This window comes from Paenibacillus pinistramenti (assembly GCF_005869875.1).
GTDB lineage: Bacteria > Bacillota > Bacilli > Paenibacillales > Paenibacillaceae > Fontibacillus > Fontibacillus pinistramenti.
Genome location: NZ_VAWG01000002.1, coordinates 169,797 through 190,294 on the forward strand (window position 1 = coordinate 169,797; position 20,498 = coordinate 190,294).

Sequence of the window (20,498 nt, forward strand, 5' to 3'; positions counted from 1 at the left end):
TTCTACCAAGTTTAGATAAATAAATTGTAAAATGAGCCGTCCTTCCTTGCAAGCAAGGCCGGAATCTTAACTGACGTTTAATATACGGTTAACCGGCAGCAAACAAATGGATTCTATAATTTTAGTTGTACTCAAGTTGTATACAAATAGAATCCTAAGTCGGAGGTCCATCATTTATGTTGAAAAAAGCCATTCTGCTCACCGCCGCCGCTGCGGCGATCGGCAGCCCTCTTTCCAGCTATGCAGCTGCAGGAAGTTCCGCTTCTTCTTCAAGCGTTCAGTCGGCAGCCTTGAAGCATGCCAGCTTCACAGATGCCAGCGTGGTCCGCAGCAGCAGCGGTACACTTGTTATTAAGTGGTCGGCGAGTCACGATCTTGGCGCTGCCAAGGTCTACTGGAGCACCCAGCCGGACGGAGGCTGGACCGAGCTTGCGAAGACCTACAGCCGGTTTAACGGATTTGTGGCCCAGGATCCGGAGCCGGGCAGCCGCGTATATTTTATGATCAAGGGAGGCGACGGCTCGACGGTCGTAACGGCGGAACGCAAGCTGCCGCTTAAAGGGGCAACCAACTTCCGCGATCTCGGAGGATACAAGACAACGGACGGCCAATCCGTCAAATGGGGCAAGCTGTTCCGTTCCGACGAGCTTGCCGGGTTGACCGAAGAAGACAAAGCCTATTTGCAATCGGCGGGACTGAAGACGGTCGTCGACTACCGGACGGACAGCGAAGCCGAGGCCAAACCTGATCCTACTATTGCAGGAGTTACCAACTTACATATTCCAGCCTTCAAAGATACGGGAAGCGGAACGGATCTTACGTCCTTGCTGAGCAGCGGCGGCCTGGATCAGCTTGGCGAACCAGGAGAAATGCTGGAGGATGCCAACCGCCAGATGGTGCAGTCCCCAGAGGCTTTTAAAGAAATGTTTGATCTGCTTCTGGATCCTGATACAGCCGGACTTGTGCAGCACTGCACGGCAGGCAAAGACCGGACAGGATTTGGATCGGCGCTCGTTCTGCTGGCGCTGGGTGTGCCCAAAGAGACCGTCGTCGATGACTTTATGCTCAGCAACGTCTACAGGGAAGCCTATAACCAAGCTGCTCTTGACAGTGTCGTGAAGCAAATGAACCTCACTGATGAGAAGACGATCGAGGTCTTTAAAGCACTTATGGAAGTGCGCAAGGAATATATTGAGGCTGCTTTTAACGAAATGGAGAAGTCATACGGGTCTATCGATTCCTTCCTGGAGAAAGGGATTGGCCTGACGAAGGAGAAACGCGACCAGCTGAAGAAGCTGTATCTGAATTAAGTGACTTGTGGGGTCAGATAGAACTAATATCAGGTCAATCAGAAGCAGGCTGCCGCGGCAGCCTGCTTATTACTGTGGATGGAGCCTTGTTCTCTCAAAAAAGCCCAAACGCTCAAGAGGAAATCCAATGCTTGTCATGCCCTTTTCCGCCGTCCAAATGCCCACTGCACGAAACCGCCTAAGGAGTACAGCATAAGCAGGAACAGTAGGATCCCCCCTATAATGGGGACATTAGCAAGTGCCGCCAGAAGTACAGCGCCAGCGATGAGCCGAATCCACTCATTTGCAATCCATTTCTCTCGGAAGAGACCGCCGGCTAGATAGCTCATGGAGGTTAAGCCGCAAATTAAGGCGGCCAGCAGAAGAAAGAGAACTACGATTAACAAGGGGATGCCGAATATAGATATGATGCAGAGCAAACTAAAGGCTGCCAGAACAACTGTGCTGACCGCTCCCAGATAAATATTTTTCCTCCAGGAGGTCTCCTCACTCTTCACCAGCCACTTTGCCGCTTTGTTTCGGCCAATCAGCCTTACCAGTACCGGAAGCAGAATCAATAATAAGCTGCCGCACAGCTGGATCACCCATAAGCCCGCAATCATGCCGCCTCCAATCAGGAGGCTGGTTTGCGTCCCGGTATCTAATGCAAAGTTATAAATTTCATCCGAGGCGGATGCACCGGGTTCCTGCTCCACCCGGCCGCCAATAACAACTACAGCGCCATCAACGCGTGAAGCTGCTCGAAGATGGAGATTGCCATTAATGACCACAAGGACGCCGGTAATATGCCCCTTGATGTCTGCATCTCCGCCTATGACATAAACATTTTCGGCAGTCTGTCCTGCTGGTACTTCTGTCTTTGAATGTTCAAACAAACTTTTGGCTGATGCGCTTTGGGGTAGCAGAAACAGCAGCATGGAAGCCAGCAGCCCGATCCAAACGATGAATGACTTCATCACCAGTCTCCTCTCATTTCCGAACCGGCCGCAGCGTGCAGTAACCGGCGTAGCATGAATAGCGATCCCAAAATAATGGCCAGCAAGAGAATCATAGAGGAGACTGCAATAACAGGCATATCATTCAGTGCTTGAGATAACGTATATAACAGCGCTCTTCCGACAACCCAACCTCTTTGCAGAATATGAATAAGGATTGGCCCCACTGAAATGGCGAGCAGGATCAAGATCATGCCGGCAATGGACGGGATCAGTATTCCTAACTTTTCAATTCCTTTTCTCGTATTCGCTGCTGCAACCGCCTGCATAATCTTCGTTTCAAGATGGTCTGGTTCGGATAAACTGAACATCTCCATGGAGAAAGCAAGCTGAAGCTCTTTCATTTCCTCCAGCAGCGATCTGCAGGAAGGACAAATCTGAAGGTGCTTCTCTACCAGCAGACGTTCTCCAGGGTTCAATTCTCCGTCAAGGTAGGCCGACAATTGTTCTTCTGGATGCATATCCTCATCTCTCCCCTTTGTTCCAGATTTTTCGAAGCGACATTCGAGCCGAAAATAAACGGGACTTCACCGTTCCCATCGGAATTCCTGTCAGCTCTGCGATTTCTTCATAGCGGAAGCCCTGCACATCATGCAGCAGCAGGATCTCTCGGTGGTCAACGGACAGTTGGGTTAACGCTTCTTGCATCGAGAGCCTGAGAACGGGATCGGGAGACAACAGATCGGGAAGCCTCTCATCCGGCATGTCATCTGTTTCTACCTGTTTGGCCCGCTGCTTGAGCTTGTCTTTGCACAAATTAGAAGTAATGCGCATGAGCCAGCTATAGAAAGCATAAGCATCCTCCAGCTTCCCGATGGCCTGATAGACCTTCACAAATATGTCCTGCGCTGCGTCCTCCGCCTCTCCCCGATCTCCCAGCATACCCAAGGCATGGCGATAAACGGGCCCTTTGAAGCGGTTCACAAGCTGTCCAAAGGCTGTCTGATCCCCTTGCCTTGCCCGCATAATGACTTGTCTTAGCTGCTCATCTACCACCTTCATTCAACTCCAACTAAACAGATACTCGTACCATTCGAAATTTCCGCAGAATCTCCAGCAGCATAATATGAAGGCTGAGCCATACGGCTCCAAATACATATCCTGCAGCAACATCGCTTGGATACTGGACTCCCTCATATACCCGGCTGATCCCGAGTCCCAGGCAGATAAGAGGCACACCCAAACTGGCAGCGATTCGGATAAAGGGGTTCTTATAATATCTCACCAGCAGGAAGGAAGAGAAGCCATAGATCGTGAGGGAATTGAGCGTATCCTCGCTTGGAAAAGTGTTGAGCAGCTGCACGCCGGCTGTTATAGGCCCGGGACGGTGAAAGAGGAAACGCAGGAGCTGATCCATCCATACTCCCCCCAAAGCAACCCACACCAGAAAGCTTAAATCCAGCCTCCTCTCCCTGCTGTGCCGGATAATCCAGATGGCTGCGAAACCAAGAATAGAGGTATAAAGAAGCGGACTTCCGAGCTTTCCCAGCAGCTGTATCAACATGTGCCCCTCTCGGCTAAAGATGTTAACCACCAAATAAGAGGCAATTTCATCAAACTGACCGAATTCCTGGGCCAGAAAGTCTTGAATAACACCGAGCATCAGCGAGAAGCTCAGCACAAACACGGAGAAGGCCGCCAGCATCAGCAGCCGTACTTTGCCGAAAGAATTGTACCTTCGAACCCCCTGTTTAAGAAGATTCATAATGAATCCAATGACTCTTACTTTATATTTCCGGTAGCAGTAGATCACTATAGTCAGCAAGGCAGATGCAATTCCAAAAATAACCATATACCGGTTAACGGTTGAATGGTATTGCTCCCATTTCGGGCCAAGCACTTTGCCCAGGGAAATGAACAAGCCCACCCAAAAGACGGCGCCTGTGTATGCAAACAGGACATAACGGCGGAACGGCATGCGTGTAACACCGCAAAAGTACCCCGTTATATGCCGCACTCCAGGAATAAAATAAGCGATAAACAAGAGCTTGTCCCCATATTTTTCAAACCACCGGGTCATATGCCCCATCCGTTCTTCGGTCAGGTGAACTTTTGGGCCATGCCGTTCAATGAACGGCCTCCCCAGACGGCGTCCGATCCAATAGGAAAGGGTAACTCCGGTCAAAACTCCTGCTCCCGCTGACAGGATACTGCTCAACCAGCCCAATTTCTCCTCATAAACGAACAGCCCGATATAGCTCATCATCATTTCGCCCGGCAGGGGCAGAGCCAGCATTTCCAGGCAAAGGAACAAGAAAATCAGCCCGTGCCCGTAGTGCTCAAGCAAGTTTGTTAATAAATCCAAGTTCCCCGCCTCCTACTTTGCCTGGTACAGATAGATTTTCCAAGCGGATTGTGAATCATTAAAGCTCTTCAGAAGATGGAGTCGGTCCTCCTCTGCATGATTGACAGGTACGGCTGAAAGGATATATTGCCCTCCCATCGCCTTAAACGCATCAATAGTCAGCTGCAAGCCCGTAATGAAGAAGAAGGCTGATTAAGATTCCGAAACAGGCGCCGGCAAACACCTCGCTCGGCCGGTGACCGAGCAGCTCTTTAAGCTTATGTTGTCCCTGAAACGGATGATTAGGAAATGTGCTTGCCAATTGATTAAGAAGGGATGCATGCATTCCGGCATGCCGCCGGATGCCAGCCGCGTCGAACATCGTGATGGCGCTGACTATGGCTGCTATGGCAAAACTGCTGGAATCGAATCCATTTCGGAGCCCGACAGCCGTAGCAAGTGAAGTTACTGCTGCAGAATGAGAGCTGGGCATCCCTCCGGTGCTAAACCCCAAGCCGACATTCCATGTACGATGAGTGATGAGATAAATCGGAACCTTGATGATCTGAGCCGTGACAATGGCACACAATGCAGCAATAAGCGGAAAATTATGCAGAAGTTCCATATCCGAATTTCCTTTCTGAATCACGTTAATTAGAAGTTAAAATACCTATTTAATATGCTGCCATTTAACGCCAAATATGCCCCACTTTATGCTCAAGTCTTTCGTATTGATTAATTCCCCGGGATACCGCACTTTGAATAAAAGGAAGCTTTGAGAACAGGAAGTGCGAGGCAATTGCACACAAAATGCCCAGCAAGGCACCGCTGATCACGTCAAGAGGATAATGGACACCTGTCCAAATCCGCGATACGGCTATTCCCGAAGCGAGCAGCAGCCAAAGCCAGCCTTCTCTGCGCTTGCTGCACCAGATGGCAGCTGCCACGGCAAAGGCTGCGGTCGCATGGTCGCTTGGGAAGGAGGCATTTGCCGCATGCGCAATAAGCTGATGGACATGATGCTGGACAAATGGGCGGTCCCGGTAATCCAGGCGGCCAATTACAGAAGCTATACCTAATGCTGCGCAGGCGGCTATCAGCAGTTCAACTACCATTTGCCGGCTTCTCGCAGAACGTACAAACCAATAGAAAATGACACCGATAAAAAAGACATATTCCCCGTCTTTAGCCAAAAACGTCATCAGGTTATCCCAGAAAGGATAATGCCCGGCCAAATTGTTAATCCATTCAAACATACGATAATCGAAGTTCATCATGATGTTGTTACTCTCCTTATTATTTTGTAAATTATTTTGTAACTTAAAAGACTGCTATTCTATCTAAATTGTTCATCTATTATTCATTTAAAATTTTGCGCATAAAAAAAAGCCCGGGTTCACGGGCTGATCATAAGCAGGAAGTTTATTCCGTTTCCGTCTGCTTTAATATTCTCCTTTAATTACGAAGAAAGAACCGCGGATCGTGCCGGCCAGTTTGGACTTCTGCCTTGCAAATTTGAACTTTCCTTCCAGCTCTGCCGGGACCTCCATCCCCTCCGACAGCTTAAAGCCTACGGCCCGCTTCTTCGGATCATCAATCGTATACATCACGTTGACCGCAAGGCCGTCTTCATAGAAGATGTAGGCCATTTGGATATTTTCCACCTGAAAACGCGACGTTTCCAGCGGCTTGGCTGACAGCTCGATATTCCGTTCATTTTTGAGAATCCGGTTCACGTAGTCAACGGTTTCCTGGCTTTCGCCGGCAGGTACAACCGTAAATTCATGCTTGTATTTGTTCATATTATAACGGGCTTCATTTGCGCGCAAGCCGGCAAGCGCCTCTGCTGCAGGTGAAGATTCCAGGCCGGCTGCAGATACCTCTTTATAATCAACAATATAACTCATGCTCTCATCCCTCCTCTTCACAAGCTATCTTCTTACAACCGGAATCCACATCTCGCCGACAACGAGTCCGTCTCGCTGCCCCGTCTGCACCGCTGCATTCGGGCCGCCGACATAGGCGTAACTTGCGGCATCCGGCAGGGCTTGGCCAAAGGCCAGACCGGCAAGGGTGTTGCCCAGCTCCTCAAGCGAAGCCCCTTCCCCCTTAACAACCAGGTACTCCCCTTCAGGAAATTGAATCATGCGGGTAGCCCCGGGTACAGCAGTCCCGGTCAGGACACCGGCGTAATGCATCATTTTGTTATTTACCGCTTCATTTACGGCGAAAATATAGTCATTTTCAGCAATGCTCTTCAAGGTGTCAAGTCTTCCGTCTTGTCTGACGGCCAGCCAAAAGTCCGCCTTCTCCTGATTAATACCGGCATAGTCGGTATAATCGCTCTTTAGCTCCGTTCCAAATCCAAGTACCGTGAAGCTGTCTTTCTCTTCCAGGGTATATTCCGCCATGGTTCATAACCTTCCTTCATTCAGATTTCTCAAGTGATCTATCTTCTAAACTTGATTAAGTATATGATAGCTTTAAATCATGTCAAAAAATGAACCTGTTTAGGAGCGCCGATGAAAAAAGTTGAACGGATCAATGTCATCATGCGGTATATCAACAACCGGGCCCGCTTTACTATTTCTGAAATTATGCGGGAATTCAATATCTCGCGTTCGACAGCGGTGAGGGATATCCGGGAAATTGAGGCTCTGGGGATGCCGCTTGTGGCTGAAGTGGGAAGGGATGGGGGATATTCGGTCATGCGCAATTCCGTCCTTCCCGTCGTCCGCTTTACGGATAATGAGGTCAAGGCTCTGTTTATTGCCTTTATGGCTACCCGGAATCAGCAGCTCCCTTATTTGAAGAGCCGTCAGTCACTGGCTGAGAAGCTGCTGGGCCTCATTTCGGAGAATCAGCAGGAGGAGCTTTTCCTTCTGAATCAGCTCTTGATCTTTGAAGGAACCAACCCGAGCAACCCCGACCTGCTTGATCTCTCCGACCTTCCCCACCCGATGTTGGAAAAACTGATCCAGCTCCTGCTTTCAGACCGCTGTCTGCTGATTACCTTTCAGGACGACGCGGGAATAACCGCATGTCCGATTTATCTGCTGCACCTGTACCGGGAGAAGAGCCTCTGGATGATCGAAGGCTTTGATCTGAATGAGGACAAGAAGCGGCTCGTTGCTGTCGACACGCTCCTGGATGCTGCGCCTTTACCCGAGAAAGGCAGACTAACCAGAAAGAAGATTCTGGAGAAAATAAGCAGGCAGCAGCAAGTAAGCAACGTTGTCCTTGAGCTTGGTCCCAAAGCGATCGCCCAGTACAGAAAATATCACCCTTGGATGGTTACCATTTCCTACACTAATCCATACCAAACTACAGCCCTACTTCGGACTTTTGTCGATGTTAGCCAGGCTGAACAAGTAACAGAGCTTACCAATTGGCTGTTATTTCTCGGTGAGGACATCAAGATCAAGGAAGCGCCGGAAGAAATTTTGGACGGCTTGCACGGCAGGTTAGGCAGATAGCCGGGCTTGCGGGTTGCGTCTGGGTTGCGTCTGGGTTGCTTCTGGCTACTTCCGGCTTCTTCTGGGTTGAGTCTGGGTTGCTTCTGGGTTGCTTCTGGGTTGCGTCTGACTTTCTCTCGGCCTTCTTGCTTCCTTCTTCTTTTGTCTTTCTTCTTTCGTCTTTCGTCTATCTCCTTTCTTCAGGCCTTATTGCGATTTCCCGCTCTTCTCCTTCAACTGTGTCCTCATAAACAGCCAGCTAAGCACAGGTGCAAAGCCCAGCCCGACAATCAGCCAGGTTACCGTTACAGGAGCATCGCTGATGGACAGCACGACGACAAACAGGAGAATGCCAGCCAGGCGTCCGCACATCAGGCACAGCTCGCGGAGCACCATCAGCTCGACCCTGTTATTGGCACTCTCCTCGCTTGTTCCCATCAGGTCGAAGCTGACAGAGACCATGGGAATCAAATAGAGCGGCATAAAGACGGCAGTGCCAATTCCCATTACGAGCAGCATGCCGTATTTTAAACTCCACAGCAAGGGAATCATAAAGCCTGCGAGCAGCAGCGCGCCCACCAGCATTCCTGCATACCGGTACTTGGGTTTAAGCCACCTGCCGGCAAGCCAGAAAGTCACTAGGGAAACGGCCGAAGTAATGAGCGAGAACTGGCCGAGCTTCCACTCCTGGCGGGTTGCCTCATAGACCAGCAGCCCGATCAGGAAGGAATATACTCCCTCACGAAGCCCTTGTGAGACCAGGCCGAGTGATACCCGCCGCCAGGGGCTCTCCGGACGCATCAGCTCCCGCCAAGGAGTGCCCCACTGGTAATGGCCTTCAAGCTTTCTCTTCTTCAGAAAGAAGCTGAATACGACGGCCACGCCGTATATCCCCAGCGAAATGGCAAAAATAAGCCGGTACCCTGCGTTATCCTGCATCCGCGAAATAATCCAGCCCGAGAACCACGGCCCGACGATGCCGGTTACCGAGCCCAGCAGCCCGATCCAGCCGTTGAACAGATCCCTGCTGCCTGCATCTGTCACTTCAAAGGTTACGACATTGAAGGCGAGCCAGAACAAGCCAAGCGCCGCCCCGAGCACCAGCCCCAGCGGCCAGATATAAAATACGGCGTTCTTGCCCGCCAGCAGAACCACCATATAGAAGATACCGGATAAGGCCGTACCGGCGCGGAGCGCATTCATCTTGTTGTGCTCCTTCACCCATTTTCCGGCAATCCAGAAGGTCAGGCCGAGTGCAAGCTGCTGGCTGACGGTGAACCAGCCGATCATGGCGTAGTCCTGCTTGCTTTTCCATAAAAATACATTCAGGAATGTACCGGACAATGCTCCGGATAGAACAAACAATCCGTTCACTGCAAGCAGCAGGATGGATTGCCTGTCAAGAGCCTTCTTCATCCTTCTTCCCCCTTAAACCGATCGTCCAAAATGCACAGCCTCAGACTAGAATGCCCCGCTTAGGGAATAAAGATGAATTTATTAAAAGTGCGGATGGCCGTCTTAGTCGGCCGAAGGAAGAGCAATATTTTACAACTTCCGCAATTCTTTAGGATTGCCCGCGCCTTCTTGTTCTTATAAGATTAAGCCAAAACGTCCTGGATGACGAAAGAGGAGACTGAGGAAATGAATCACCAACATTTTGCCACCACGCCCCCAATGGGCTGGAACAGCTGGGATTGCTACGGTGCTGCTGTCTGTGAAGAAGAAATCAGAGGAAATGCCGAATATATGGCGGAGCACCTCAAGGATTACGGCTGGGAGTACATCGTTGTTGATATCCAGTGGTACGAGCCTGGAGCAATATCTTCTCAATACCGGCCTTTTGTTCCTTTGGAAATGGACGCCTGGTCAAGACTGATGCCGGCTGTTAACCGGTTCCCTTCGGCGGCGGACGGGAAAGGGTTCAAGCCTTTGGCGGATTACGTGCACAGCCTTGGTTTAAAATTCGGCATTCATATTATGCGCGGCATTCCGCGCCAGGCGGTTCATGCAGCTGCGCCGGTTCGCGGAACATCGGCTACTGCGCGCGATATCGCCCATCCCAATTCGATTTGTCCCTGGAATACGGACATGTACGGCGTAGACGCTTCCAAGGAAGGCGCCCAGGCGTATTACGATTCGCTGTTTGAGCTGTATGCCTCATGGGGCGTGGATTTTGTCAAAGTGGATGATATTGCCGCTTCTCGCCTGTATCAGATTCATGTGCCGGAAATTGAAATGATCCGCAAAGCCATTGACCGCTGCGGAAGAAAGATGGTGCTCAGCCTGTCGCCTGGCCCTGCTCCGCTTGAGCATGCAGCAGAGCTGAAGGCTAATGCCAATATGTGGCGGATGACGGACGACTTCTGGGATCTGTGGCCTCTCCTGCTCGGCATGTTCGAGCGCTGCGAGAAATGGGCGGAGCACACAGAGCCGGGCAGCTGGCCCGACTGCGATATGCTGCCGCTCGGACATCTGGGCATCCGTTCCGTAGACGGCGGCGGCAGCGACCGGTGGACCCGGTTCACCAGAGACGAGCAGCTGACGATGATGACGCTGTGGTCCATCTTCCGGTCTCCTCTTATGTTTGGCGGTGAAATGCGGGATAACGACGAATGGACACTTTCCCTTCTTACGAACCGGGATGTGCTCTACCTGCACCGATACGGATTTGGCGCGGGTCAGGTATTCCGGAACATGGAGAAGGTCGTCTGGAAGGCGCAAGACAAAGACGGCGCGGTGTATGCGGCTTTGTTCAATACAGGTGAGGAGCCGGCAGACGTTACCGTCCGGCTTGAGCAGCTAGGCTTGTTTCGGAACGATTCCATCGCGGATTCCATCGCGGATTCCATTGGTGGTGCCAATGAAGGCGACACTACAGGCGTTGCTGCAAGTGTCGGTGCTGGCGTTGCTGAAGGCATTGCTGAAGGCATTGTTGGAAAAGAACTTTGGACGGGCGAAACGGTAAATATAACTGGCGGACAGCTCTCCGTGAAGCTGCCTCCCCATGGGGCTGCATTGTACCGGATGGAGCTGTAGAACAGGATGAAGCCTAAAGCCTTGATGAAATCTAAAGCCTTGATGAAATCTAAAGCCTATCAATCGCAATCGGAGTATTCGACGATCGGGTTCCGTTTTTCAGAAGCTGCCTCTATGGGGTTATATGAATTGTTTGCTGTCGGCGGTGACCGGGTTGCCTCCTCCTCTTACTGCTGGGAGGGGATGCAGCGTGCCGACGGGCCGCTGTTTCTGTTCCAGTACACCCTGTCTGGTAAAGGCCGGTTCCGATTAGGCGGTGAGGAGAACGTGATTGCTGAGGGAACCGCCTTCCTGGCTGAAATTCCAGGCGATCACTGCTATTACTATGCAGAGAATGATGAGCCCTGGGAATTTCTCTTTCTGCTGTTCCGTCCCGCTGGCCTGCAGGACCACTGGAATGCCGTCAAGCACCAGTGCGGTTCGGTTATGCACCTCCCCAGGGAACATCCGGCGATCCGAACGCTGGAGATGATCTATTTGGACGCGAGGGACGGGCAGCTGACCGACGCCTTTCAGGCGTCATCATCGGTGTACCGGTTCATGATGGAGCTTAGGCGGTACGCAGAGGAAGCCGGGGTTAGCGGAGCCCGTCCGGAAGCAATTCAGAAGGCCATGGCCTGGATGGAGAAGCACTACGCAGCCGTTTCCGGCATAGATGCCTGTGCCGAAGCGGCAGGCTTGTCCAAATACCATTTCATCCGGCGCTTCACCGCAGCGGCAGGGATAACCCCTCTTCAGTATCTGACCAAAATCCGGCTGGGCCATGCGATCCGCCTGCTCCGCGAAACCGATCTCAGCATTGAGGAGATAGCCCTGAACGTAGGCTTTTCGGGTAGCAGTTATTTCATTAAGGTCTTCAGCGGCATCGTGGGCTGTTCGCCCGGGGAGTTCAGGAAGGAGAAGAGCTATTTGGCGTTTCACCGGTTATTTTTCGATTAACTAATTAACAAATAATCATTTAATCAATTAATCATAATCGTGCCTTGGGGCAGCCGGGGCATTTAGACCGCAGAACAAAACCGTTGAATCTTCAAGAAGATCAACGGTTTGCCGGTTTAAAAATATCCGATTATTCCTGGATGTAAGAGCAGCAGTAGTCGGTTACAGCCGCAACTTGAAGTTTGAACTTCGTGTTCGCCGGAACGGTAAATTCTCCTTTGCCTTCAATGTGCAGCCATTCGGTCTCACCAGGGAGCAGCACTTTCAGGTCTCCGGCCAGAATCTCCATAATCTCGATGCTGTCGGTGCCAAACTCGTAGTCGCCGGGAAGCATGATGCCAAGCGTCTTCTTCGTTCCGTCTGCGAACAGGACGGCGCGGCTTGTTACTTTACCGTCAAAGTAAATATTTGCTTCTTTAATTACCGTTACATTTTCAAATTGCGACATCGTCTCTTTAGCTCCTCTACACCAAAAAATATTTGTCTATCATTCTATTATGATTTAATAGATAAGACAAGCCGGAATAGAAAAGATTTGATTATCGTAAATTTGATGACTTAACTGCCGGAACGAACCCGGGATTATAACCCGCGATTCTTCTTCGAGAACCATTTCACCGTATATTCTCTTAAGACGGCTGCAGAGGGTGACAGTTTTCTCCCATGCGGAAAAACAATCGCGATCGAGCTTCTCATCTGCTCTTTCAGCGGAATAATTGCAATCTCCCCGCTTTTAAAGCATTCAGCTCCCCTTCTCATCATTAAGGAAACTCCCAGCTTTTCGGCAACAAAACTGAGCGCAGTCTGTGCATTAACGTTATTAAGGAGGAGCTTCGGCTGGGTCCCCGTCTGGCTGAAAGACTGCACAGCCAGAGTGGGCAGCCCGCTGTCCGAATCCGGTGTAATGATATACTCATGCTCGAGATCCGAAGGATCTATCTCCTTCTTCCCCGCCAAAGGATGGTCCTTATGAACGGCTAAGACCATCACATCCTCCAATAAAGGCACAATTTTATAATTATTATCCGGCAGAACGCTTGTCCGCACAAAGGCAAAGTCGATCTGCGATTCACTCATAAGCTCCAGCAGCTTATCGGCCTTCTCTTCCAGGACCTCCAGGTGGATATCCGAATGCTTCTTTATAAAAGAAAGCAATACGGTATGGAGCCCATATTGGCTCATTTCAGGGATCATGCCAATGGTGATGCTTCCCTCATTGACATCTTTATATTGATTCAAGCTCGTCCGAAGCTTGTTGTAGCTAGCTACCACTTCTTTGGCGAACACAAGGAAATCCTGCCCAGCAGAGGTGACATGTACGGATCTTCCGCATCTGTCAAACAGAGATACGCCCAGCTCGCTTTCCAAAGCGCGGATGTGCTTGGATAAGGCAGACTGGGAAATACAAAGCTGCTCAGCAGCCAGCGTAAAATGTCTGTACTGTGCAACCATCAGAAAATAATTGAGCTGTTCAATTTCCATTGCTATCACCAGTCACCTTGTCAGATTTCTAAGGCTGAGCTCCAGCCGGCCCTTCGCTGCGCGGTCTGATCTCTTCCACTCTCAGCCCTCCCACCGTTTATAGCCGCTCATCTCGATGCCGAACACATCGGTTATTTTCCCCACAATGTGCCGGACCATATCCTGAATCGTTTCAGGATGGTTATAGAAGGTCAGCATCGGCGGCATAATCGTAACGCCCATATCCGACAGGGTCAGCATGTTTCGGAGATGAATGGAGCTGAGAGGAGTCTCTCTTGCCACCAGCACCAGCCGCCGGCGTTCCTTGATTGTAACATCGGCTGCGCGCAGCAGCAAATTATGGGAGAAGCCGTTCGCTATGCCGGCAACCGTCTTCATACTGCAGGGAACAACCACCATTCCCTCCGCTTTAAAGCTGCCGCTGGCAATGCTGGCTCCGACATTTTCAAGTGCATGGACCTTGGAAGCCAGTGCTTCCACTTCGGCAGCCGAATATTTGGTTTCGTGCTCAATAGTCCGGCGGGCGCCCTCTGAAATGACCAGATGGGTCTCCCAATCTGTGAAATGCTGCATGACCTTCAGCAGCTCAATACCGATTTCAGCGCCGCTGGAGCCGCTCATGCCGACGACCAGCCGTTTTTTTGCAAAATTCATGTTAGGATTCTGATTGGTGAGCATAACGGCTCCCTCCTGCCATATTCATATTTAATATTTTATATTTAACCCATTAAAACCGACCACAGATGCGAGATTGGCATGACCAGCACGAGTGCGGGCAGCATATTCGCCACGGGAAAAGCTTTAATTCCGCAGATCCGGAAACCGGTTGCCAGCATGATAATACCTCCGACAGCTGTAAAATCTGCAATCATGTGCGCATCGGTCAATGGGACGATAAAGCTTGCGCTAAAGAACAATAGAATGAGGATAAGCACCTGCGGAACAAAGATGGTCATGACAATATAGCCAAGCGCAGTAGCAAAGATTGCTGCTGTGAAGAAGTCCAGTAAAGACTTGGTGAAGAGAACGGAATGATCCCCGGTCATCCCTTCGGTAAAGGCGCCGAATATGCCCGTACCGCTGGCGCAGAACAGCACGACAATCCCCACAAATTTCTCCATGAACTCCTTCGGATCCTGAATGCTTCCGCTGTCATTGAACAGTCTGCTGATCGGTTTGCGGACAATCGTTGCGCAGTATTCAATCCCTTTCTCCAATTTGCAGGATTCGCCAATAATGCTTCCTAAGATTAACGACAATACAACTGCCGGAAGCGTGGCTAATTTAACCGTATAATTAATCCCCATTGCCATGGAGGCAAGGCCGAAAGTCAGCGGCAGCGCAATCCGGAGACGCTCCGGGACTTTCTTGCCCAGAAGCGCTCCAACCAATCCTCCAAATAAGACAGACAAACTGTTAACGATAACACCTATCGGTAAATGCATTTCAATTCCCTCTCTTTCAAATTCACAAGTCGGCCCGGCAGTTATTCAAATAAGGAGGGAACAAATCTCCGGACGTCCACTTCTTTGAATGCAGCCCTCTTGAAGCGGTCCTTCAGCGCAAACGGAACTGTGCAGTCATAAATCGTCTTGCAGGAAAGACCTCGGTCCCGCAGCATCGGATTGAAATCCGGTGATTCCGACGGATCCAAAGGATGGCAGCGTACGCCTGGAATGAAGATCGTGTCGATGTCCCCCTGATAACGGGTATTCAGCGCCCATAGAACATCATTCGTGTCGAACAGATCGACGTCCTCATCCACAAGAATGACATGCTTGAGTTCTGAAAAAGCGGAGAAAGCTAGCAAAGCAGCCTGCCGCTGGCGGCCTTCATCGCTCGGCACACTCTTCTTGAACTGCATGACGGCCATATATTTGCCGCCGCCTGAAGTATGCGCATATACATTTAACAGCCGGCCTGGCATAGCTCTGTCCACCATATCGAGAATGCTGGCTTCCGTTGGAATGCCGGCCATGTTGACATGCTCTTCGCTTGGGCCAATGCAAGTCTGCATGATCGGATTTTTACGGTGAGTTACAGCTTTAACTTTAATAACCGGCATGGATGAGGCAGCAGGTCCGGTGTATCCCGGGAATTCCGGCATCGCCTTGCCTGTATGAGTATTTTGGTCCTCCCGCACACGCACGAACGGCAGAATCTCTCCTTCGATCACATACTCCGCATTCGCGATGGCTCGCTCGCCGATGGTCAGGCATTGGGCCAATTCCACTGGTTTGCTGCGAATGGCACCGGCAATGCTTAATTCGTCAAATCCAAGCGGTGTGGTAGGCGGCTCAAAGCAGGAAGCGATGGATACCGCCGGGTCAACACCGATACTGATTGAGATCGGCAGCGGCTTGCCGGCAGCTTCTGCTTTCTCATAGAAATCCCCGATATGACGGGCTCCCGGAGTAATCCAGATGGACAGCTCATCCTTCCCCTGCAGGCACAGCCGGTGGATGGTAATATTGGATTTGCCTGTTTCCGGATCGGAAGCGTAACACATGCCCAGAGTAATGTAAGGACCCGCATCTTCCTCGGTGTTTGTCGGCGCCGGTACCAGCTTTCTGATGTCAAAGCCTTCTTCGGTCGCGTAGTGCACAACCTCCTGGCACAGGGCTTGTTCGGCCGGAACGGTTACGGGGTCAATCGCGTGCTTAACAGCGCTTCTCAGCAGCTGGCCAAGCTGATCTGGTTTGGTCCCGAGCAGCATGGCGACTCTTTCACGGCTGGACATAAGTCCAATGGCGACTCTTGCGTCTTCATGACCTTTGACCTTGTTAAAAATCATAGCCGGCCCGATCTTCGTCGGCCGTTCCACCGTTCCACCCGCTCCTACATAGCGGTAAACCCCGGATAACTCAGCATGCGGATCAACCGGCTCTGAGGTTTCAATCAGCTGTCCCGGAATCGTCTTAAGCAGTTCTATTGCAGAACGTAAGTCTGTAACTGGAATTTCTTTATTAGTGTTCATAAAAGTCTGCCTCCAAGTTCGTTTTTTCACAATCATTATAGCAATGCCTGAAATTCCGAAACAATTCTGATTTCGAAACGTTCGATTACGAAATGGAATCATTCATGGAACTTCATCAACGATCGGAGCCAGCCTAAGCGTAACCTCAAGCGAAACCTGTGATTACTGCCCAGACCAAACCTCCCGTGGACACATACCATGTACATGACTCATAATTCGTACGGGGAGTTGAGGGAATGCAGGATTTGCAGGAAGCGCGTTTGCATCATGCACCGTTGATTGATGTTCTTATCCCTTGTATTGAAAAAGATTTGGGCACCCTGCCCTACGTCATTGATCATATCCGCCGTTACGTCCAGCACCCGATCGGTCAAATTTATATCGTTTCGCCTGAGAGCAGCAGAATCCGGAAACTGTGTGCCCGGAAGAAATGCGTATTCGTCAACGAGCGCTCGGTCCTTCCGATCACGAAGAAAGACATTCACTACAGCTCGTCCCGCTGGAACCGCTCGGGCTGGCTGTACCAGCAGCTGCTGAAAATGAACGGCGACCGGATCGTGAAAGCGCCTTATTTTCTGGTGATGGATGCGGATACCGTATTGATCAGGCCTCATACCTTCGTTAAGAATGGCAAAACCGTCTTTTACTGCCGGGATTGGAGCCAGCCCGAATACTTTCAAACTTACCGCAAGCTGATGGGGATGAAAGCCCCCCGCCCCCGCTCCTTCGTCACCCATTACATGCTGTTTGACAAAGCGCGGCTCTCTTCCTTGAAGAAGAAAATAGAAGCAATCCATCATCTCACCTGGTACAAAGCTATTATTCAAACCATCGATAAGAAGAAACAGTTCGGTTTCTCCGAATACGAGACCTACGCCAATTACCTGTATACGCTGAATCCGGAGGCCGTGATCCTCAAGAGCGCCAAGAACAAGAGCCTGAACATGAACGCCAATTCTCTCAGCAAGCAGAAGCTGAATGAATTTGCATTGAAGTACAGATCGCTCTCATTCCATAAACGAAAAATCTACAGTAAAATCCGCCGGGCGTGATTGTCCAGCCAGGCTTGAAGGCGGTCTTGCCGCGCTCTGCCTGACGAAGCGCGCGGCTATCCTGCAGCTCTCTCGCAGAAGGAGCTCGCGGCAATGCTGCGGCCGGCCGCACAGCAAAGAGGTCAAGCCTTCGCCGCCTGCAGCGGACGTGGCTTGACCTCTGTTTTGATCCATTAACGGCACAGATGCTGCTGTGCTGAAATTTCTTTTTCCATAATAAAATCATCCATGACGAATCCGTTCCCGATATCCGCAGCCTGCTCGCGTACGACGCGGAAGCCTTTCTTCTTATACACCGATACACTTGAATCGTTATAACGGTTGACCGTCAGCCAGATATGGCTCAGGTTCCGGTCTCTGCACAGCTTCTCCAGCACATTCATCGCCTGGCTGGCATAGCCTTGTCCCCGGTGCTCCTTGCCGATATAGAACTTGCTCAGGAAGAGTTTGCCCTCTTCAGGCTTGACGGCCATATAACCGGCTGAAGCGCCGCCGTGCCGAAGCCTATAGTATTCGTAACCTTGGCTCTGGATCTGATCGGTAATGGCGGATACCGACTGGAATTTGCCGACCATGTATTCTACCTGTTCAGTACCAATAAGCGATACATAATATTCACGCCAAATTTCTGCAGCTAACCGGGCAGTCTCTTCAATCTCCTCCGCTGTATGTACGCGCTCGATTTGAAGTTCCATCTTAAGCTAAACCCCTCTCCTGTTCTTGGTTCTGGTTCTGGTTCTGGTTCTGATTCTGATTCTGTACTTATACCTATATACCTGTACCTGCAGCTGAATCTTCCTCTTAATATTATGGGACTCAAAGGGAGGACAAGCAAGACCAGCAGAATGAAGCTGATTTCACTTCTCCTGGCGGGCTGAAGCAGCAGAAGCTGTTATGATATTTGATATTGCTTAATTCGCTTTAATACATTAAAGTATATGAGTAATTAATCCTGAGCGGAGCGTTTTTTGTTATCTTCTTTCCCATCACTGGTCCTTAGGAATATTGGTCCTTAGCCTTCCTCGTCCTTGCCATTCCTTCTTCTCCCCTCCCTTCTTCTTCCTTTCCCCTTCAAAAATCATTCTATTGACTTCTTTTTCTATTGTTTTTATAATCAACTAAAGTTACTTATTGTGTGAGGAGACCTGACATGGTTATTGTCGATGAAGTTTATCAAAATGTCATTTTTGATCTTCCGGATTCCGAGCTGGTTCGTTTGGTTGAACGCCTCATTATAGTCAAAGAAGAAGACATAGAAGGCCTGAAGGAGAAAATTAACCAGTACGAGCAGAAGAGACGTAAAGAAAAAGCGCTCTACCAGTCCATGTCTCCATTACGCCGGCTGTTCACCGGCCGCCCCGCCTCCCACCACCAGGCTGTGGAGTATATGGTGCATGTGAAGGAGCGTTTCAAGAAAATTGATACCATTAAGAGCAGCATTCGTGTGCTGGAACGGGTTCTCGAGCAAATGAGCAGGCCTGACCGTGAAGTGGAACAGATTTCTCTATCGCCGGAATTGATCCGTGAGCTGAGATTGCTGCGGGAAAGTGAAGTGATGCCGCAATGAATCCATCAATCGACACGCTGGTCACCGGGATGGACACGGTCTGGATCGTGCTTAGTGCAGCGATGATTCTGCTGATGGAGGGCGGGTTTGCCCTGCTCGAAGCGGGATTTGTCCGTTATAAGAACAGCGTGAATATTATTATGAAGGTGTTTGCCGACATTACTATCGGTACTCTTATGTTCTACATTCTTGGCTTTGGACTGATGTACGGCAAGGATGCCGCCGGCCTTATCGGTTCATCCGGATTTATGCTGAGAGGGGATCTCGGACATTTGAAGCTTCCGGTATCTCTGGATACGTATTGGCTGTTTCAAGCCGCCTTTACGATTGCGGTGATTTCAATTGTATCCGGTGCCGTGGCCGAGCGGATTAATTTTAGGGCTTATCTTCTTTATATCCTGCTGATGACCGGACTTATTTATCCGATTGCCGGCCACTGGGCCTGGGGAGGCGGCTGGCTGACGCAGCTCGGCCTGCAGGACTTTGCCGGCTCTGCCGTCATCCATGCGCTCGGCGGCTTCTCTGCTCTCGCAGCCGCGCTGATCGTGGGCCCGCGCAAGGGCAAATTCAACGCCTCGGGCATCAGCACCATCGCCCTTCCGAGCAATCTGCCGCTCGCTTCCGTCGGAGCCTTCCTCTTGTGGTTCGGCTGGTTCGGATTCAATGCCGGGAGCACACTGAGCGCCACAGATGCCCGGATCGGGCATATCGCCCTAACGACGATGCTGTCCGCAGCAGCCGGCGGAGCAGTCACTTTGGTCTATACCCTGTTCCGCTACCAGCGGTCGGACGCGCCATCCGTCATTAACGGTTCTCTTGCCGGGCTTGTCGGCATTACGGCCGGATGCGCTTTTGTCAGCGATGGTACAGCCATCCTTGTCGGAGCTGTATCCGGTATGCTGATGATGGCGGCCACCAGCTGGCTGGAAGCGCGGAGAATTGATGATCCCGTGGGCGCTTTCCCGGTTCATGCCGTGTCCGGCGCCTGGGGCACGCTTGCAGTCGGATTGTTTGACACGGAGAAAGGGCTGTTCTACGGCGGCGGCGCTCATTTGCTTGGCGTACAGGCCCTTGGCCTTGTAACTTTGGCCGCATGGGGATTTGCCGTTACCTGGGTCGGGCTGAAGCTGATCGGCAAGCTTGTGCCGGTCCGTTCCACTGAAGAAGAAGAGGAGATCGGACTGGACATCAGCTATCATGGCATCATGGCCGCTGACCGGTCTCATGAGTTCATCGACCAGCTTGATCATCTCCTCTCGGAGGCAGACGACGAGCATAGGAATCATTAATAAGAATAGGAACGTCAAAGCGGCAGGCTAAAGGGGAATCCTTCAGCCTGCCGCTATTATTTTTATTGGGCACTAATGTGCTGTTCCAGTTATTGATCTGCTTGCCGCTTAC

Annotated in this window: 23 protein-coding genes; 7 read left to right on the forward strand and 16 right to left on the reverse strand. The window is 50.9% G+C overall.

What is annotated here, in order from left to right; genetic code table 11:
* Positions 1-176 precede the first annotated feature (176 nt).
* The gene (locus FCN15_RS03545; RefSeq protein WP_138493575.1) at positions 177-1,310 is read left to right on the forward strand and encodes a tyrosine-protein phosphatase; all 1,134 of its coding nucleotides are present in this window, start codon (positions 177-179) and stop codon (positions 1,308-1,310) included.
* 134 nt (positions 1,311-1,444) lie between these two features.
* Here FCN15_RS03545 and FCN15_RS03550 read toward each other — a convergent pair whose 3' ends face one another.
* The 9 genes from FCN15_RS03550 to FCN15_RS03585 all read right to left on the reverse strand — a co-directional run bounded on the left by FCN15_RS03550 (position 1,445) and on the right by FCN15_RS03585 (position 7,000).
* Entirely contained in the window at positions 1,445-2,266 is an 822-nt protein-coding gene (locus FCN15_RS03550; RefSeq protein WP_138493576.1) for a hypothetical protein, read from the reverse strand.
* Positions 2,266-2,766, reverse strand: a complete 501-nt coding sequence (locus tag FCN15_RS03555; protein WP_138493577.1) for an anti-sigma factor family protein — start codon at positions 2,764-2,766, stop codon at positions 2,266-2,268. The genes FCN15_RS03550 and FCN15_RS03555 overlap by 1 nt, the downstream gene beginning before the upstream one ends.
* Before the next feature lie 4 nt (positions 2,767-2,770).
* Complete coding sequence (locus FCN15_RS03560; RefSeq protein ID WP_138493578.1) at positions 2,771-3,307, reverse strand: RNA polymerase sigma factor; 537 nt, start codon at positions 3,305-3,307, stop codon at positions 2,771-2,773.
* Between the two features lie 10 nt (positions 3,308-3,317).
* A complete protein-coding gene (locus tag FCN15_RS03565) occupies positions 3,318-4,610 on the reverse strand; it encodes a VTT domain-containing protein (protein WP_138493579.1) in 1,293 nt (430 codons plus the stop codon).
* Positions 4,611-4,622: 12 nt separating this feature from the next.
* On the reverse strand, positions 4,623-4,748 hold the full coding sequence (locus tag FCN15_RS19405) for a DUF6044 family protein (RefSeq protein WP_420819545.1): 126 nt from the start codon (positions 4,746-4,748) through the stop codon (positions 4,623-4,625).
* A 13-nt stretch (positions 4,749-4,761) separates the two neighbouring features.
* Positions 4,762-5,214 carry a divergent PAP2 family protein gene (locus tag FCN15_RS03570; protein ID WP_138493580.1) on the reverse strand — a complete coding sequence of 151 codons (453 nt, stop codon included), beginning with the start codon at positions 5,212-5,214 and terminating at the stop codon, positions 4,762-4,764.
* Between the two features lie 64 nt (positions 5,215-5,278).
* Entirely contained in the window at positions 5,279-5,866 is a 588-nt protein-coding gene (locus tag FCN15_RS03575; protein ID WP_138493581.1) for an undecaprenyl-diphosphatase, read from the reverse strand.
* Positions 5,867-6,031: 165 nt separating this feature from the next.
* Entirely contained in the window at positions 6,032-6,496 is a 465-nt protein-coding gene (locus tag FCN15_RS03580; protein ID WP_138493582.1) for a phage tail protein, read from the reverse strand.
* Between the two features lie 24 nt (positions 6,497-6,520).
* Positions 6,521-7,000: a GyrI-like domain-containing protein gene (locus tag FCN15_RS03585; RefSeq protein ID WP_138493583.1), complete on the reverse strand. Its 480-nt coding sequence runs from the start codon at positions 6,998-7,000 to the stop codon at positions 6,521-6,523.
* Positions 7,001-7,111: 111 nt separating this feature from the next.
* On the opposite strand from FCN15_RS03585, the gene FCN15_RS03590 reads away from it, so the two are divergent.
* Positions 7,112-8,065, forward strand: coding sequence for a helix-turn-helix transcriptional regulator (locus tag FCN15_RS03590; RefSeq protein WP_138493584.1), 954 nt, complete (start codon positions 7,112-7,114; stop codon positions 8,063-8,065).
* Positions 8,066-8,251: 186 nt separating this feature from the next.
* On the opposite strand, the gene FCN15_RS03595 is transcribed toward FCN15_RS03590, so the two are convergent.
* Positions 8,252-9,460: an MFS transporter gene (locus tag FCN15_RS03595; protein ID WP_138493585.1), complete on the reverse strand. Its 1,209-nt coding sequence runs from the start codon at positions 9,458-9,460 to the stop codon at positions 8,252-8,254.
* Positions 9,461-9,685: 225 nt separating this feature from the next.
* On the opposite strand from FCN15_RS03595, the gene FCN15_RS03600 reads away from it, so the two are divergent.
* Both FCN15_RS03600 and FCN15_RS03605 read left to right on the forward strand, forming a co-directional pair.
* On the forward strand, positions 9,686-11,080 hold the full coding sequence (locus tag FCN15_RS03600) for a glycoside hydrolase family 27 protein (protein ID WP_162515280.1): 1,395 nt from the start codon (positions 9,686-9,688) through the stop codon (positions 11,078-11,080).
* Between the two features lie 24 nt (positions 11,081-11,104).
* Positions 11,105-12,019, forward strand: a complete 915-nt coding sequence (locus tag FCN15_RS03605; RefSeq protein WP_162515281.1) for an AraC family transcriptional regulator — start codon at positions 11,105-11,107, stop codon at positions 12,017-12,019.
* Positions 12,020-12,149: 130 nt separating this feature from the next.
* Here FCN15_RS03605 and ppnP read toward each other — a convergent pair whose 3' ends face one another.
* From ppnP to FCN15_RS03630, 5 genes are all read right to left on the reverse strand, one after another.
* Complete coding sequence (gene ppnP / locus FCN15_RS03610) at positions 12,150-12,467, reverse strand: pyrimidine/purine nucleoside phosphorylase (RefSeq protein ID WP_138493587.1); 318 nt, start codon at positions 12,465-12,467, stop codon at positions 12,150-12,152.
* 134 nt (positions 12,468-12,601) lie between these two features.
* Positions 12,602-13,501, reverse strand: a complete 900-nt coding sequence (locus tag FCN15_RS03615; RefSeq protein ID WP_138493588.1) for a LysR family transcriptional regulator — start codon at positions 13,499-13,501, stop codon at positions 12,602-12,604.
* Between the two features lie 81 nt (positions 13,502-13,582).
* Positions 13,583-14,155 (reverse strand): UbiX family flavin prenyltransferase, encoded by a 573-nt coding sequence (locus FCN15_RS03620; protein WP_138494006.1) that lies wholly within the window; start codon positions 14,153-14,155, stop codon positions 13,583-13,585.
* A gap of 65 nt (positions 14,156-14,220) precedes the next feature.
* The gene (locus FCN15_RS03625) at positions 14,221-14,946 is read right to left on the reverse strand and encodes a DUF554 domain-containing protein (RefSeq protein ID WP_138493589.1); all 726 of its coding nucleotides are present in this window, start codon (positions 14,944-14,946) and stop codon (positions 14,221-14,223) included.
* Positions 14,947-14,987: 41 nt separating this feature from the next.
* Positions 14,988-16,478 (reverse strand): UbiD family decarboxylase, encoded by a 1,491-nt coding sequence (locus tag FCN15_RS03630; RefSeq protein WP_138493590.1) that lies wholly within the window; start codon positions 16,476-16,478, stop codon positions 14,988-14,990.
* A gap of 236 nt (positions 16,479-16,714) precedes the next feature.
* Here FCN15_RS03630 and FCN15_RS03635 point away from each other — a divergent pair, with 236 nt between their 5' ends.
* Positions 16,715-17,530 (forward strand): DUF6492 family protein, encoded by an 816-nt coding sequence (locus FCN15_RS03635; RefSeq protein ID WP_138493591.1) that lies wholly within the window; start codon positions 16,715-16,717, stop codon positions 17,528-17,530.
* 173 nt (positions 17,531-17,703) lie between these two features.
* On the opposite strand, the gene FCN15_RS03640 is transcribed toward FCN15_RS03635, so the two are convergent.
* Positions 17,704-18,225, reverse strand: a complete 522-nt coding sequence (locus FCN15_RS03640) for a GNAT family N-acetyltransferase (protein WP_138493592.1) — start codon at positions 18,223-18,225, stop codon at positions 17,704-17,706.
* A 455-nt stretch (positions 18,226-18,680) separates the two neighbouring features.
* Between FCN15_RS03640 and FCN15_RS03645 the strand changes: the two genes are divergently transcribed.
* The gene (locus tag FCN15_RS03645) at positions 18,681-19,097 is read left to right on the forward strand and encodes a hypothetical protein (RefSeq protein WP_138493593.1); all 417 of its coding nucleotides are present in this window, start codon (positions 18,681-18,683) and stop codon (positions 19,095-19,097) included.
* Positions 19,094-20,386 carry an ammonium transporter gene (locus FCN15_RS03650; RefSeq protein WP_138493594.1) on the forward strand — a complete coding sequence of 431 codons (1,293 nt, stop codon included), beginning with the start codon at positions 19,094-19,096 and terminating at the stop codon, positions 20,384-20,386. The genes FCN15_RS03645 and FCN15_RS03650 overlap by 4 nt, the downstream gene beginning before the upstream one ends.
* Positions 20,387-20,498: the final 112 nt, after the last annotated feature.

Coding starts and splice junctions, on each gene's coding strand:
- FCN15_RS03545 (WP_138493575.1), top strand. CDS start 177: ATGTTGAAAAAAGCCATTCTGCTCACCGCCGCCGCTGCGGCGATCGGC.
- FCN15_RS03550 (WP_138493576.1), bottom strand. CDS start 2,266: ATGAAGTCATTCATCGTTTGGATCGGGCTGCTGGCTTCCATGCTGCTG.
- FCN15_RS03555 (WP_138493577.1), bottom strand. CDS start 2,766: ATGCATCCAGAAGAACAATTGTCGGCCTACCTTGACGGAGAATTGAAC.
- FCN15_RS03560 (WP_138493578.1), bottom strand. CDS start 3,307: ATGAAGGTGGTAGATGAGCAGCTAAGACAAGTCATTATGCGGGCAAGG.
- FCN15_RS19405 (WP_420819545.1), bottom strand. CDS start 4,748: ATGGGAGGGCAATATATCCTTTCAGCCGTACCTGTCAATCATGCAGAG.
- FCN15_RS03570 (WP_138493580.1), bottom strand. CDS start 5,214: ATGGAACTTCTGCATAATTTTCCGCTTATTGCTGCATTGTGTGCCATT.
- FCN15_RS03575 (WP_138493581.1), bottom strand. CDS start 5,866: ATGATGAACTTCGATTATCGTATGTTTGAATGGATTAACAATTTGGCC.
- FCN15_RS03580 (WP_138493582.1), bottom strand. CDS start 6,496: ATGAGTTATATTGTTGATTATAAAGAGGTATCTGCAGCCGGCCTGGAA.
- FCN15_RS03585 (WP_138493583.1), bottom strand. CDS start 7,000: ATGGCGGAATATACCCTGGAAGAGAAAGACAGCTTCACGGTACTTGGA.
- FCN15_RS03590 (WP_138493584.1), top strand. CDS start 7,112: ATGAAAAAAGTTGAACGGATCAATGTCATCATGCGGTATATCAACAAC.
- FCN15_RS03595 (WP_138493585.1), bottom strand. CDS start 9,460: ATGAAGAAGGCTCTTGACAGGCAATCCATCCTGCTGCTTGCAGTGAAC.
- FCN15_RS03600 (WP_162515280.1), top strand. CDS start 9,686: ATGAATCACCAACATTTTGCCACCACGCCCCCAATGGGCTGGAACAGC.
- FCN15_RS03605 (WP_162515281.1), top strand. CDS start 11,105: ATGAAATCTAAAGCCTTGATGAAATCTAAAGCCTATCAATCGCAATCG.
- ppnP (WP_138493587.1), bottom strand. CDS start 12,467: ATGTCGCAATTTGAAAATGTAACGGTAATTAAAGAAGCAAATATTTAC.
- FCN15_RS03615 (WP_138493588.1), bottom strand. CDS start 13,501: ATGGAAATTGAACAGCTCAATTATTTTCTGATGGTTGCACAGTACAGA.
- FCN15_RS03620 (WP_138494006.1), bottom strand. CDS start 14,155: ATGAATTTTGCAAAAAAACGGCTGGTCGTCGGCATGAGCGGCTCCAGC.
- FCN15_RS03625 (WP_138493589.1), bottom strand. CDS start 14,946: ATGCATTTACCGATAGGTGTTATCGTTAACAGTTTGTCTGTCTTATTT.
- FCN15_RS03630 (WP_138493590.1), bottom strand. CDS start 16,478: ATGAACACTAATAAAGAAATTCCAGTTACAGACTTACGTTCTGCAATA.
- FCN15_RS03635 (WP_138493591.1), top strand. CDS start 16,715: ATGCAGGATTTGCAGGAAGCGCGTTTGCATCATGCACCGTTGATTGAT.
- FCN15_RS03640 (WP_138493592.1), bottom strand. CDS start 18,225: ATGGAACTTCAAATCGAGCGCGTACATACAGCGGAGGAGATTGAAGAG.
- FCN15_RS03645 (WP_138493593.1), top strand. CDS start 18,681: ATGGTTATTGTCGATGAAGTTTATCAAAATGTCATTTTTGATCTTCCG.
- FCN15_RS03650 (WP_138493594.1), top strand. CDS start 19,094: ATGAATCCATCAATCGACACGCTGGTCACCGGGATGGACACGGTCTGG.